The 13,754-nt window shown below is 67.2% G+C and carries 11 protein-coding genes; 6 read left to right on the plus strand and 5 right to left on the minus strand.

From position 1 onward, the window contains the following. Positions 1-182 precede the first annotated feature (182 nt). The 6 genes from ACPT9U_RS08795 to ACPT9U_RS08820 all read left to right on the plus strand — a co-directional run bounded on the left by ACPT9U_RS08795 (position 183) and on the right by ACPT9U_RS08820 (position 7,051). Positions 183-1,097: an adenylate/guanylate cyclase domain-containing protein gene (locus ACPT9U_RS08795; protein WP_435750630.1), complete on the plus strand. Its 915-nt coding sequence runs from the start codon at positions 183-185 to the stop codon at positions 1,095-1,097. Between the two features lie 62 nt (positions 1,098-1,159). Continuing rightward, positions 1,160-2,215, plus strand: a complete 1,056-nt coding sequence (locus ACPT9U_RS08800) for an efflux RND transporter periplasmic adaptor subunit (protein ID WP_418363734.1) — start codon at positions 1,160-1,162, stop codon at positions 2,213-2,215. Then, positions 2,212-5,289, plus strand: a complete 3,078-nt coding sequence (locus tag ACPT9U_RS08805; RefSeq protein WP_435750631.1) for an efflux RND transporter permease subunit — start codon at positions 2,212-2,214, stop codon at positions 5,287-5,289. Before ACPT9U_RS08800 ends, ACPT9U_RS08805 begins: the two co-directional genes overlap by 4 nt. A gap of 63 nt (positions 5,290-5,352) precedes the next feature. Further along, a complete protein-coding gene (locus tag ACPT9U_RS08810; RefSeq protein ID WP_435750632.1) occupies positions 5,353-5,928 on the plus strand; it encodes a TMEM165/GDT1 family protein in 576 nt (191 codons plus the stop codon). 80 nt (positions 5,929-6,008) lie between these two features. Beyond that, complete coding sequence (locus tag ACPT9U_RS08815) at positions 6,009-6,713, plus strand: AzlC family ABC transporter permease (RefSeq protein WP_435750633.1); 705 nt, start codon at positions 6,009-6,011, stop codon at positions 6,711-6,713. 11 nt (positions 6,714-6,724) lie between these two features. Beyond that, positions 6,725-7,051 carry an AzlD domain-containing protein gene (locus ACPT9U_RS08820; protein ID WP_418363730.1) on the plus strand — a complete coding sequence of 109 codons (327 nt, stop codon included), beginning with the start codon at positions 6,725-6,727 and terminating at the stop codon, positions 7,049-7,051. A gap of 81 nt (positions 7,052-7,132) precedes the next feature. Here ACPT9U_RS08820 and ACPT9U_RS08825 read toward each other — a convergent pair whose 3' ends face one another. The 5 genes from ACPT9U_RS08825 to ACPT9U_RS08845 all read right to left on the minus strand — a co-directional run bounded on the left by ACPT9U_RS08825 (position 7,133) and on the right by ACPT9U_RS08845 (position 13,740). Then, positions 7,133-8,773, minus strand: a complete 1,641-nt coding sequence (locus ACPT9U_RS08825) for an acyl-CoA synthetase (protein WP_435750634.1) — start codon at positions 8,771-8,773, stop codon at positions 7,133-7,135. Positions 8,774-8,907: 134 nt separating this feature from the next. Continuing rightward, positions 8,908-9,162, minus strand: a complete 255-nt coding sequence (locus tag ACPT9U_RS08830; RefSeq protein ID WP_418363728.1) for a ferrous iron transport protein A — start codon at positions 9,160-9,162, stop codon at positions 8,908-8,910. Positions 9,163-9,172: 10 nt separating this feature from the next. Beyond that, the gene (gene feoB, locus ACPT9U_RS08835; RefSeq protein WP_435750635.1) at positions 9,173-11,134 is read right to left on the minus strand and encodes a ferrous iron transport protein B; all 1,962 of its coding nucleotides are present in this window, start codon (positions 11,132-11,134) and stop codon (positions 9,173-9,175) included. Positions 11,135-11,513: 379 nt separating this feature from the next. Next, positions 11,514-12,884: a sulfite reductase subunit alpha gene (locus ACPT9U_RS08840; protein ID WP_435750636.1), complete on the minus strand. Its 1,371-nt coding sequence runs from the start codon at positions 12,882-12,884 to the stop codon at positions 11,514-11,516. 52 nt (positions 12,885-12,936) lie between these two features. Continuing rightward, positions 12,937-13,740 (minus strand): DUF4198 domain-containing protein, encoded by an 804-nt coding sequence (locus ACPT9U_RS08845; protein ID WP_435750637.1) that lies wholly within the window; start codon positions 13,738-13,740, stop codon positions 12,937-12,939. Between the last annotated feature and the right edge of the window lie 14 nt (positions 13,741-13,754).

Raw genomic sequence — 13,754 nt, forward strand, 5'->3', positions numbered from 1 at the left:
GCTCGCGAGCCTGAACCCTCGCGGTCACGGCGACGCGTGAAGCAAAAAGCCGCGCCACCGGGGGCCGAACCGTGAGGGTGTGAGAAATGCGGGCTAGCATCGCGGCTGGTACGGCAGCGGTCTGTGGTCGATTCGTGGCTTGGCGTCGCTGCGTACCACAACGAAAATAAACGGGGAGGCGCGTGGAACAATCGGTCAGGACCGTGGTGTTCGCCGATCTTACGGGAAGCACCGGACTGTTTGAATCTGCAGGCAATGTCGCGGCGACACAGATCGTCACGCGTTGCACGCATGTGCTCGGCCGTCATCTCGCCTGTGCTGGCGGTCAGGTGGTCAAGTATCTCGGTGACGGGGTGCTGGTGCTGTTTGACGACCCGGTCGCGGCGGTACAGGCCGGCGCGCGCATGCAGGAAGTCCTGCGCGAGCTGACGGCGGTCGAGTTGCAGCGCGGCCCGCTGGGCGTGAAGACGGGCATCGACCGGGGCGCCATCGTGGAACACGACGGTGACTGCTACGGCGACGCGGTGAACGTGGCCGCCCGCCTCAGCGACCGTGCCGAGGCGGGGGAGACGCTGATCAGCGAGTCCGTTTTCTCCTGCTTGCCGGACCCCGTTCGCTTGGCCTGTCACAGCCTCGACCGCATTACCATCAAGGGCAAGGCCGAGCCAGTGCGGGTCTGGCGCGTCGATTTCTCGCGCACTGCCGAAACGACCTTGACCGCGCTGCTCGGCTTTCAGGGGCTGATCGATGCGGGGCGGCCGATCCGCCGTGTTGACCTGGCACGGCTCGATCAGCACATCGAACTGCACGACGACGAAGCGCCCCTGATCATCGGGCGCGGAGACGGCGCGGGTTTCTCGATCGACGATCCGCGCGTGTCGCGCCGTCATGCGCGCATCGAATGGGCGGCCGGCCAGTGCCTGCTTACCGACTTCAGCAGCAACGGCAGCTGGGTACGGTTCGCCGGCACCTGCGCCCCCGTGGTGCTGCGCCGCGACAGCTGCACCCTCTATGGCGAGGGCGAGATCGGAGTGGGGGCGACCCCGGACGATTTTACCGCCCCTACGCTGAGCTTCCGCGTCATCGACGAGGGCTGATCCGCCCTGCTGCGCGGTCGAGGCGCCCGCCTCTCCAACGACAAGAACCGGACCGACGCATTGTGAATCGCCTGACCGCACCCTGCTTCATTGCTTCCCGCCTCGTTGCGCCTTTCCTGCTACTCCTTGCCGTAACGGTCCATGCCGCGGACGAATCCGGCGTGGGTTCGCTTGATGCCCGGCCCCTGGCTGAGCTGGCGAGTTACCCGGAGTTCCGCGCTCCGGCGCAGGTGGTCGCCCGGGAGGAAGCGCGCATCGCCGCGGAAGTTGCCGCGCGTGTCGTCGACATGCCGGTGCGCGAGGGGGAGGCGATCGCGCGCGGCAAGCTGCTGGTGCAACTGGACGACGCTGCCTACCGTATCGAGCTTGACCGTGTGCGTGCCCAACTGGCCCTGATCGACAGCCGGATCAGCCTCGCGCGCGCCCAGCTCGACCAGGCGCGCGCGCTGGCGCAGCGCGACTTCATCAGCGCCGACGGGTTACGCATCCGCGAAACCGAGCTGGGCGTGCTCGAGCGCGAGCGCGACGCGGCGCTCGCCGCCCGGGCGGCGGCCGAGCTCGCCTTGGCGCGCACGCGCATCGTCGCGCCTTTCGATGGGGTGGTGCGCGAGCGCCGGGTGGCCGTGGGCGAGCTGGCGGCGGTGGGTGCGCCTCTGCTGGTGTTCGCCGCGACGGGCGATGCCGAGGTGCGCGCGCAAGTGCCCTCCATGCACATCGACAGCCTGCGCGCCGCCCCGGAATGGACGCTGGCGGCGGGCGGGCGCGAGCACGCCCTGCAGTTGCAGCGCATATCGCCGCTGCTGGATGTGGCTGGCCAGACCCGCGAGGCGATCTTCCGCGGCGATGCGGAACTGTCGCCCGGATTGGGTGGGGAGTTGCGCTGGCGCAGCGGTACGCCGCATCTGCCGGCGGGCTTCGTGCAGGAGCGCAAGGGTGCGCTGGGGGCCTGGGTGATGCAGGACGGGGTGCCGGTGTTCAGGGTGCTGCCGCAGGCACAGGCGGGACGTGCCGTGGCGGTCGACTGGGCGGGCGACACGCTGATCGTCGATGAAGGGCGCTTCGCGCTCGGGCTGGATGCGCAGACTGCTGGCGCTGGTGCGTCCGGAGGCGCGCAGTGAGCGCCTTCTACCGCAAGCTGATCGACAATCATCCGCTGGCCAACATCGCCTTCGTGATGGTGCTGCTCGGCGGGTTGCTCAGCTATCTGGCCATGCCGAGGGCGCAGGATCCGGAGATCAACTTCAACTGGGTCAGCATCATCACCGCGCTGCCGGGCGCCTCGGCGGAGGATGTGGAGCGTGAGCTCACCGGCCCGCTCGAGGATGCGATCAAGCAGGTCAAGGATGTGCGCTTCGCATCCTCTTCGAGCCGCGAGGGGGTGTCGTCCATCCTGGTGCGCTTCGAGGAGCTGTCCGAGCGCCGCTTCGACAAGCGCGTCAATGACCTGCGGCGGGAGATCCAGAACAAGGCGTCGGCCGAGCTGCCGCCGGACGCTACCGACCCGGTGGTCATGGAGATCACCAGTTCGAATGGTTTTCCGACGGCGATCATGGTGCTGCATGGCGCTGGCGGTGAACGCCTGCGGCGCGCCGGCTTCGTGATGAAGAAGGAGCTCGAGGCGCTGGAGGGGGTGGACCAGGTGATCACCGCCGGCTTCGAGGAGCCGCAGCTGCAGGTCGATTTCGATCCGGCGCGGGTGGCCGCAGCCGGCCTGTCGCCGGTGCAGGTGTCCGATGCGGTGGCTGCGTGGTTCCGCAATACGCTCGGCGGTCGCGTGCGCGTGCAGGACCGCGAGTGGCTGGTGCGCATGGAGGGCAAGACGCCTGATCCGGAAACCCTGGCAGGTGCAGCCGTCATCACGCCAGGAGGCCGTGTGGCGCTGGACGAGATCGCAAGCGTTGCACGCGGCCAGGAGCGCGCGAGCCAGTTGGTCATCTACAACGGCCAGCCCGCGGTGATGCTGTCCGTCACCAAGCAACCCGACGCCAACACCTTGGAGCTGGTGGAGCGCCTGCAGGCTTTCGCTGGCGCGCGCAATCCCTTGCTCGCCGGCCAGGGGGTACAGCTGACCCTGATCGATGATCAGACCCACGCGACCCGTAGCGCGATCGGCGTGATGGAGTCGAACGCACTCTTCGGCCTCGGTGCGGTGCTGCTGATGTGCTGGATCTTCCTCGGCTCGCGCCTGGCGCTGCTCGTGGGGCTGGGGGTGCCGTTTTCGCTTGCGGGCACCTTCATCGGCGTCGATCTGATCGGTTCGACCCTCAACCTCACCGTTCTGCTCGGGGTGGTGATCGCGCTCGGCATGCTGGTGGACGACGCGGTGGTGATCGTGGAAGCCATCTACTACCGCCTGCAGCGTGGCGAGGCGCCGCAGGAGGCGGTGGTGGGCGGGGTGCGTGAGGTGGGGCTGCCGGTGATCGCCTCGGTGCTCACCACGATTGCTGCATTCCTGCCGTTGATGCTGCTGCCCGGCATCCTCGGCAGCTTCATGTTCGTCGTGCCCTTCGTGGTCACGGTGGGCTTGCTGGTGAGCCTGGCCGAGGCGTTCTGGATCCTGCCCACCCACGTTCTTGCCTTGGGCCTGCAGCCCTCTGCTCGGCGCACCCGTGCGCAGGTATTGCGCGAGCGCTTCACGCACTGGCTGCGGGTGAAGTACGCGCGTGCGCTGGTGGCAGTGCTTCGCCGGCGCCGGATCGGCATGGCCGTGCTCGTGCTGCTCATGGTGGGGGCCGGTGCGGCGGTGGCGGGTGGCCTGGTGAAGGTGCAGTTCTTCGCTTTCGATTCGATGCGCTTCTTCTATGTCAGCGTGGACATGCCCGCCGGGGTCCGTCCCGAGCGGACCCTGGCCGAGGCCGAGCGCGCCGCCCGCGTGCTGCAGAAGGCGGTCGACCCGGCGGAGCTGCGGTCGATCGCCAGCTATTCGGGCCTCAAGTTCACCGACACCGAGCCGGTCTATGGCGACCAGTACGGGCAGGTGCTGGTAGCCCTTCTGCCACGCCACGGCGACATGCGCGAAACCGGCGAGATCATCGCCGCGGTGCGTCCGCGGATCGAGGCGCTGGAGGGTGAGGCGAAGTTTTCCTTCATGGAGATGAAGGGCGGCCCGCCGACCGCGAAGCCGATCTCGGTGAAGATGAAGTCTGACGACTACCCGCAGTTGCGCGCCGCCGCGGACGCGTTTCTTGCCGAGGTTGCGCTTCTGCCCGGGGTCAAGGACCTCATGGATGACGACGTGCCCGGCCGTGGCGAGATGCGCCTGCTGCTGAACCGCGAGAAGCTCGCCCGCGCAGGGGTGAATCCGGCCGAGGTCGCACGCCTGCTGCGCCTGTACGGGGAGGGTGAGATCGTCGCCACGACCCGCGAGGGCGGAGAGAAGATCGAGGTGGTCGTCCGTGCCCGTCCGGAAAACCTCAACGACGTCACCGAGTTGCTGCAGCGGGTGGTCCCGCTCGCCGATGGCCGCAGCGTGCAGTTGGGCGATCTGGTGGATCATGAGTTGCGCCTGTCCAAGGGCTACATCCGCCACTATCAGCTCACCCGCGCAATTACCGTTGAAGCCGATCTGGACAGGTCGCAGATCGACACCGTGGAGGCCAACGATCGGCTCAAGGCCGCGTGGGTGCGCATGCAGCCGGAGTTCCCCGGTGTGGAGCTTGATTTCTCGGGTGAACTCGAGGACATCGAGGAGAGCCTGGACGCCATGGGCAAGCTCTTCATGCTCGGCATTGGCCTGATCTACCTGATCCTTGCGACACAGTTCCGCAGCTACTGGCAACCCTTGATCATCTTGGTAACGGTGCCGCTGGCCTTCACCGGTGTGGTGCTCGGGCTGCTGGTGTCGGGCAATCCGCTGTCGCTGTACACCCTGTACGGCGTGATCGCGCTCACCGGCATCGCGGTGAATTCGGCGATCGTGCTGATCGACGCCGCCAACGAGCGGCGTGCGGCGGGCATGAGCGTGCAGCATGCAGCGATCTACGCCGCGCGCCGGCGCGTGGTGCCGATCCTGATCACCACCACCACCACCATTGGTGGGCTGCTGTCGCTTGCGATCGGGCTGGGGGGCAAGTCGCTGATGTGGGGTCCGGTGGCGGCGAGCATCGTGTGGGGCCTGGGCTTTTCCACGGTCCTGACCCTTTTCGCCATTCCGCTGGTGTATCGCATGGCGATGGAGCGCGGCGGCCGCTAGAATGCCGCGCTCGGGTCGAGGCGCAGGCGTTCGGCCGCTGCGCATAACACCGGATCCGCTGTAATGGACGCCTTTCTCGTTTCCACCGCCATCGTTGCGCTCGCTGAAATCGGCGACAAGACGCAGTTGCTCGCCTTCATCCTCGCCGCCCGGTTTCGCAGACCATGGCCGATCGTGCTCGGCATTCTGGTCGCGACCCTCGCCAACCATGCCTTCGCTGCCGCGGTTGGTACCTGGCTGACAACGCTGATGGAGCCGCACGCCCTGCGCTGGGTGCTCGGCCTGTCCTTTCTCGCGATGGCGGTGTGGACCCTGATCCCCGACAAGCTCGATGAAGAGGACGCCCGGCTTCCGCGCTTCGGGGTGTTCGGAACGACGCTGATCGCCTTCTTCCTTGCCGAGATGGGCGACAAGACCCAGGTGGCCACGGTGGCGCTGGCGGCGCAGTACCAGGCCATGCTTACAGTGGTGATCGGCACAACGCTTGGCATGATGATCGCCAATGTGCCGGCAGTGCTGCTTGGCGACCGAATCGCCCAGCGCATGCCGGTGAAGCTGGTGCATGGGATTGCAGCGGCGATCTTCCTCGGGCTGGGGATCGCGACCCTTGCGGGCGCCGGCGAGTCGATCGGTTTCTGACCCTTTCATACCCCCTTTCGCGCACGGCGGCGCCGATGCACGACGCCTGCTATGCTAGAGCGCTTTTGCAGTCAGCCCTCATGGAATCCACCTTCCGTAGCGGCGCCCGCGAGGGCATGCGCGACTTTCTGCCACTTTCGGTCGGACTCGTGCCCTGGGCGATGGTCACCGGCATTGCAATGCGCTCGATCGGCTTGTCACCGCTCGAGGCCATGGGCATGAATCTGCTCGTGTATGCCGGGACCGCCCAACTCGGCACGCTGCCGCTGATCGGCAGCGGTGCGCCGCTGTGGCTGATCTTCCTTACTGCGCTGGTGCTCAACCTGCGCTTCATCATCTTCAGTGCCACGCTGGCACCGGCTTTCCACGGCCATCCTTTCATGCGCCGGCTGGCTTCGAGCTACCTGCTCGTCGACGGCATGTTCGCGGTCGGTGCCGACAAGCTGCGGCGCGCGCAAGATCCGAACTGGCGCTGGGGTTACTACATTGTCCCTTCCATCTACTGCTGGATGCTGTGGCAGTGCAGCACCCTGATCGGGGTGCTGGGCGCAGGCGTCATCCCGCAGGGCTGGTCACTGGAGTTCATGACCACGATCGCGCTGATGGTGATGATGGTGCCGATGCTGCGCGAGCGTCCGATGTGGGTGGCGGGGCTGGTGGGCGGGCTGGGCGCGGTGCTGCTGCGTGACCTGCCGCTGCGCCTGGGCTTGATCGCAGGCATCGCGCTCGGCATTGCCGCCGGCTTTGCCGCTGAACGGGTGCTGGCGGGGCGGGCTGCGCGATGACCGAGGGCGTGATGAGTGAAGGCCTGTGGCTGTGGCTGACCCTGCTTGCGATCGGCTCGACCACCGTCCTGACCCGCGGCAGCTTCATCCTCGCCGGAGAGAAGGGTCGCCTGCCGCCGGCCCTGCAGCGCGCCCTGCGCTATGCGCCGGCGGCAGCGCTGTCGGCACTGGTGATGCCCGACCTGCTGCTCGATGAGGGCGTGTTTGATCCGCTTAACCCCAAGCTCGCAGCCGGCGTGGTGGTGATCCTGCTCGCCCTGCGTTCGCGCAACCCCTGGTTGCCTTTCATCCTGGGCATGGCGGTGCTGTTACTGATGAGGAAGGGGCTGGGCGGGTAGCTTGCGCTACCCGCACCAGCCCCTTGGCTGCGGGCGGATCCGGAGTTCGAAGCCCCGTCGATCCGCGGCCTTGCCGGCGGCTTACTCGATGGCCGAAGCGGACTTGGCGAGTTCGCGCAGGGCGAATTTCTGGATCTTGCCCGTGGAGGTCTTGGGCAGGACGCAGAACTCGATGTGCTTGGGCACCTTGAAGCGGGCGAGATGCTCCCGGCAGTGGGCGATGATGTCCTCCGCGGTTACGCCGGCGCCTTCCTTGACCTCGATGTAGGCCGCCGGAACTTCACCCCACTTTTCGTCGGGGCGCGCGACCACGGCCGCGGTCATCACCGCCGGGTGGCGGTAGAGCACATCCTCGACCTCGAGCGAGGAGATGTTCTCGCCGCCCGAGATGATCACGTCCTTGGAGCGGTCCTTGATCTTCACGTAGCCGTCCGGGTGCAGCACGGCCAGGTCGCCGGTGTGGAACCAGCCGCCGGCGAAGGACTCTTGCGTGGCCTTCTCGTTCTTCAGGTAGCCCTTCATGACGAGGTTGCCGCGGAACATGATCTCGCCCATGGTTTCGCCGTCGGCGGGTACCTGCTCCATGGTGACCGGGTCGAGTACTGTCATCGCCTGCTGCATGTGATAGGGCACCCCTTGGCGGCCGTTGCGCTCGGCGCGGCGGTCGATGGGCAGCGCATCCCACTCGGGGTGCTTGGCACACACGGCGGCTGGGCCATAGGTCTCGGTGAGGCCATAGACGTGGGTGATGTCGAAGCCCACGCGCTCGGCGCCTTCGATGATCGCGGCCGGGGGCGCGGCACCGGCGATGAGGCCGGCGATGCTGTGCTCGATGCCCGCGCGCAGGCCGTCGGGGGCGTTGATGAGCATGCCGTAGACGATGGGCGCGCCGCACATGTTGGTGACCTTGTGGCGACGGATGAGCTCGTAGATGAGGGCGGGGTCGACCTTGCGCAGGCAGACATTGACGCCGGCGTTGGCCGCCATGGTCCAGGGGAAACACCAGCCGTTGCAGTGGAACATCGGCAGCGTCCACAGGTACACGGCGTGCGGCTGCATGCCCCAGCTGATGATGTTGGAGGCAGCGTTGAGGTAGGCGCCGCGGTGGTGATAGACCACGCCCTTGGGGTTGCCGGTGGTGCCGGAGGTGTAGTTGAGCGAGATTGCGTCCCACTCGTCCTCGGGCATCTGCCAGGCGTAGTTCGGGTCACCGCCGGCAAGGAATTCCTCGTACTCGATGCCGCCGACGCAGTCCTTGCCCGGGTATTCGTCGTCGAGCGCGTCGATGACGAGCGGCTTGTCGCCTTCGAGCAGTTCGAGCGCGGCGCGGATTACGCCGGCGAACTCGGGGTCCGTGATCAGCACCTTCGCTTCGCCGTGCTGGAGCATGAAGGCAATCGCCTCCGCGTCGAGCCGGGTGTTCAGGGTGTTGAGCACGGCGCCGGTCATCGGTACGCCGAAGTGGGCTTCGACCATGGGCGGCACGTTGGGCAGCATGACGGCGACGGTGTCGCCCTTCTTCACGCCGTGGGCGACCAGCGCACTGGCCAGGCGGCGGCAGCGCGTGTAGGTTTCGGACCAAGTGTAGCTGCGGCTGCCATGCACGACGCTGGTGCGCGTCGGGTACACCATGGCGGAGCGCTCGATGAAGCTCAGCGGGGATAGTGCTACATAGTTGGCCCGGTTCTTGTCCAGACCTTTTTCATATGCGTTTTGCGACATGCTTTCCTCTCCCATCTACGGACAAAGCTTGCAGGCATGGAGTGGGCGCACCCGCTCGGGCGCGTCTTTCCCATACCGGCAAGTATGGAGGATGGCGCAGCAATTGTCTCGGGTTTTGCTACGGGTTTACCCGTTCAGGCGAGCTCTACCCAGACATGGCGTGCCACCTCGTGTTCGATCGCCAGTTCCACGTGTTCGCATAGCAACACGGTCATTGGGTGCTGCTGCAGTACGCGCACTGCATGCGCTGCGGACAGTCCGTAGGCGTGCAGTTGTTCTCGCTGCAGGGGGTCGATCTCGTCGCCGAAGTCTGCAACGCGGACCATGCGGCCGACAGGGGTGCCGAGCAGCCGGATGCGCTCGTGCGTGGGGGCGTGGGTCGCGTTCATGCTCGAGTCCTCAGAAGATCAGGCGCAGGCCGTGGTTGAGCAGGCCGCCGATCAGGAAGGCGGTGGGGATGATCATCGCCAGCATCAGTGCGGCGACCTTCATGCCCTGTTCCTTGATGATCATCATCAGGCTGGCGATGCAGGGCACGAAGAGCGTGATCGTGACCATGCCGACCACTGCTTGCACCATCGACAGCTCGCCCTGCAGCGCGAACAGGCCGCTCGCGCCGAAGTCGCGGCGCAGGAAGCCCATCACGAAGGCGGCGCTCGCCTCCGGCGGAAGACCGAGCCAGCCCACCACCAGGGGCTTGCCGGCCTCGATGATCCAGGGCAGGGCGCCGACGCGATCCAGGGCGAACATGATCAGCGTGCCGATGAGGAAAAGGGGGATCACCTCGATCAGGTACCACTTCAGTCGCCCGCCGGTCTTCTTGAGCACGTTGCCCAGCACCGGCATGCGCATCGGCGGCAGTTCGGTGATCAAGGGCACGCGCCGTCCGGGCACGACCTTGCTTGCCAGCCAGCCAGTAAATAGCAGCACGCCGACGATCGCCAGCACCCAGATGACGGTGGCACCGAAGGAGATGCCGCCGAGCAGGCCGAGCACCACGCCCAGCTGCGCCGAGCACGGAATCGCCAACGCCATCAGGTAGATGGTGATCAGGCGCTCGCGCGGGGTGTGCAGGATGCGGGTGGTGAGCGTGGCCATGGTCACGCAGCCCAGGCCGAGCACCATCGGCAGCACCGCGCGGCCGTTGAGGCCGATCGCGGCGAACATGCGGTTGGCGATGACCGAGAGGCGAGAGAAGTAACCCGAGTCTTCCAGAATGCCGAAGGCGAGAAAGAAGGTGGTTACGATGGGCAGGATCAACGCCAGTGCGTAGGTCATGCCCATCGTCCAGAGCCCGTACTCGCCGACGAAGAGATCGGCGAGCCAAGGTGTGGAGATGTTGCGGGTGACGAAATCGGTGACGGCGGGGTTCAGTACCTCGCCGAAGAAATCCTCCTCCAGCAGCCCGACCAGGGTGCTGGCGCCGAAGTCGCCGACGAACAGATAGACGAGATAGAGCACGCCGAACAGCATCGGCCAGCCCCATACACGGTGAACCGCGACCCGGCCGAGCAGCATCGACAGCGTACGATCCTTGCCGCTGGCCTGGCGGGAGACGGTGCGCGCGAGTGCCTCGGCGGCGGTGCCGCGCTCGCGTGCCAGCCGCGCGGGCAGCGAGTCGCGTCCGGTAGGGACGGTGAGGTCGGCGATCGCCGCGCACACGGGTGCGCTGCCGGGCTGCGCCTCAAGCCAGGCACCCACTTCAGGATCCCTCCCGATGGCGAGGATCGCCAGCCCGCGCGCGGCCAAGCGCGGGTGCGGGCAGTGGGTGAGGATGAGTTGCTCGATGCCCGCGATCTGCTGTTCCAGCGCTTGGTCGTAACGCAGCAGCGCCGCGGGTGCGGCGGCCTTGGGTAGCGCATCGGTGAGGGCAGTCACGCCTTCGCCGCCGGTGGCCACGGTCGCCACCACAGGGATGGAGAGCGCCTCGGCGAGTGCACCCGTATCCACCGTCACGCCGCGCGCCTTTGCCTCGTCGGTCATGTTGAGCGCCATCACCATCGGCACGCCGAGTTCCGCGAGCAGCGCAGTGAGGTTGAGCGTGCGGCGCAGGTTCTTCGCGTCGCCGACCTGGATCAGCGTGCGCATGTCCTCGTTGAGCAGCGCACGCATGGTGGCGCGCTCGTCATCACTGCGCGAGGGCAGGGCGAGCACGCCCGGCGTGTCGAGCAGGGACGCGCCGCGGTCGAAGCGCGGGGTGGCGCGCGAGACCTCGACCGTGGTGCCGGGGTAGTTGGACACCGTGACGTAGGTGCCGGTGAGGCGGTGGAAGAGGACCGATTTGCCGACGTTGGGGTGGCCGACGAGGGCGAGGGTGCGCAATGCAGCCGGGAGGGTCGGAAGCGAGGTGGAGCAGTCCATGAAGGGATGAATCCCGAAGAAGAGGGAAGGCGGACAAAGAATGATAATGGATCTTATTTGTGGATTCTCTGACCAAACGCAAAGGAATCGTAAATCGGCAGGGGCGTCTTCGTGGGGCTGACGGGTCGCTGCGGCCCCTGGGCGCAAGCGTGCTCGCCGAGGGTGCCCGCGCCGGCTTGCAGTGGGGCGTCGGTGCGGTGGCGGGGTGCGTCAGGGCGTGACGATCTTGTCGATGCCCTCGAGGTAGGCAGTGCCCAAGTCAATGACCGCGTCGCGCTTCAGCCCTTCGCTCGCGAAGCGCATGTCGGCGACGGTGTTGTGCACATGGTGGGGCTCCTTCTCGAGAAAGGGTGCAGGCGGCGGAACGCCTCCCGCAGTGTCAGTAGATGTCGCGTCGGTAGCGTCCGGCGCGGGTGAGTGCGTCGAGCGTGCTGTTGCCAAGGATTTCGGCCAGTGCGGCGTGTACGGCCGGTCCCATGCCAACGGCGTTTCCGCATACGTAGATCGCTGCGCCGCCTTCGACCCAGGTGCGTACCGTGTCTGCGGCGCGCCGCAGCCGGTCCTGCACGTACTCGCCGTGCGGAGGGTCGCGGGACCAGACGCGGTCGCAGCGGGTGAGCAGGTTGTCGTGCTCGAGTGCGTCGATCTCCGCGCCGTGCAGATCGTCGTGCGCCTTGTTGCGCTCGCCGAACAGCAGCCAGTTGCGGCCGTCGCCGCGGCGGGCGCGGGCGCGCAGATGGGCGAGCAGGCCCGCAAGGCCGGTGCCGTTGCCGATGAGCAGCAGCGGGCGGTCGGCGTTGTCGCCGATGCGGAAATTCGGATGGGGGCGTACTCGCCCGCGCAGGCGGGTGCCGACCGCTGCCTCCTGTGTCAGCAGGGGGGAGAGTGCGCCGGGCGTCCCGTCTGCGCCGGTCACCCTGCGCACGATCAGGTGTACGGCGCCGTCCTCGGGCAAGGATGCGATCGAGTAGTCGCGCGGGCGGGCATCATCGCCCGTGGCAATCAGCTGCAGCAGGTCGCCGGGTGCCCAGTGCGGCAGGGGCGTGATCGTCGCGGCGGGTGAGTCCTCGCTTACGGGTTCCAACTCCACGTGACAGGCCGGTGCCCCCGCGCTGCCGGGATTGAGTTGGCGACAGGCGCGTATGCGCCAGAAGCCGGTGGCAGCCTGTGGTGCTTCCGCCACCTCGGCCAGCCCGGCGAAGCTCGCGAGTTGGTGGCGCCAGGTGATCAGGGCATCGTTCGCGGCGCCGTCCGCCTCGATGCGGGGAAAGATCGGGCCTGCACCCTGTTGCTGCAGCCAGTGGTCCAGTGCGCGGCCGAAGGCGCAGAAGTTCGCATAGCGGCGGTCGCCGAGGGCGACGAGTCCGTAGCGCAACCCTTGGAGATCGAGGCGGGTGGTCATCACCTGGCGGACGAATCCCGCCCCGTTGTCCGGGGCGTCGCCTTCGCCGCTGGTGCTGATGAGGAAGAGTGCGCGCGTGCAATCGCGCAACTGCGCGGCGCCGATCTGGTCGAGCGCGCAGGGGTGTACGGGCAGGCCGGCCGCCTGCAGCGCGCGTGCGGCCTCCCCGGCCAGTTCCTGTGCGAACCCGCTCTGGCTCGCGTAGGCGATCAGTACCCCCGCGTGGTTATCCTCATTGAGGGGCGCGACGCGGCGGCGATGAACCCGCCAGGCCTGGATGCAGAGCGCCGCATACGCTGCCAACACCCCCGTCGCCGCCCCCAGCCTGGGCAACTCGAGACTGATCATGCCGGCGATGGGCTGCGCCGGAGGTGGTCGTCCCGCTGCGCCCGAAGTGCCCTCATTGGGCGAGCACCTCGAGCGTTGCCACGTAGGACAGGCGGCGTTCCACGTTCTTCCGGGTTTCGCTCATCCCATCCACCGAGGCCTTCAGGTAGTACATGCCAGGTGCCTGCCAGGTGTGGGTGACGCGGCCTTCGGCGTCGGTGACGAGCGTGAGCTTCTCGAGTTGGTCGCGGTAGCGGGTGCCCGCGTGAATCACCGTGACCTCGAGGTTTGCTGCTGGCTTGCCGTTCGCCGTGAAGGCGAAGGTGGCCGGGTCGCCGACATAGAGATCGTTGGGGTGGGTGACCGGTACGAGTTCCAGACCGCTGCCCGTGGGTTTCGCTTCGGTAGGGCGGCCTACGGTGACGAAGGTCTCGATCCGGGAGCTGCCCTCGCGGATGACGAGTTCCTCGGCCGCGGCCGGCACCTTGCCCTCCATCTCGGCGGCCGTGCCACGCCAGCGCTTGGTCTCGCCGTTCTCCTTCCAGCTCGCCATCACGCTGGCGCTGGCGAGTGCGACGCGGTAGGTGCCCGGGGTCTGGAGATGGAGGTCGAACACCGTGCGCAGCTTGCCCTGGAGCAGGCTTTCCGGTTGTAGCGGGCTACCGTCAGGTGCGGTGATGGCGAGGTTGTCGCGCATGACCATCGGGCGATAGTTGAAGTAGAAGATGTCGTTGGAGACGGCGCCGTCGAAGGTTACGTAACCGGGGCTGGAAAGCACGGTGGACGAGGGCAGCAGCCAGGCTTCGTGCGAATGTGCAGCCGGCGTGACGAGGCTGAGCGCAAGGGCGGCGGCGGCAAGGTGTTGCTTGGGTTTCATCGGTTCTTCCTAGG

The organism is Thauera sp. AutoDN2 (assembly GCF_051280715.1).
In the GTDB taxonomy this organism is placed as follows: domain Bacteria; phylum Pseudomonadota; class Gammaproteobacteria; order Burkholderiales; family Rhodocyclaceae; genus Thauera.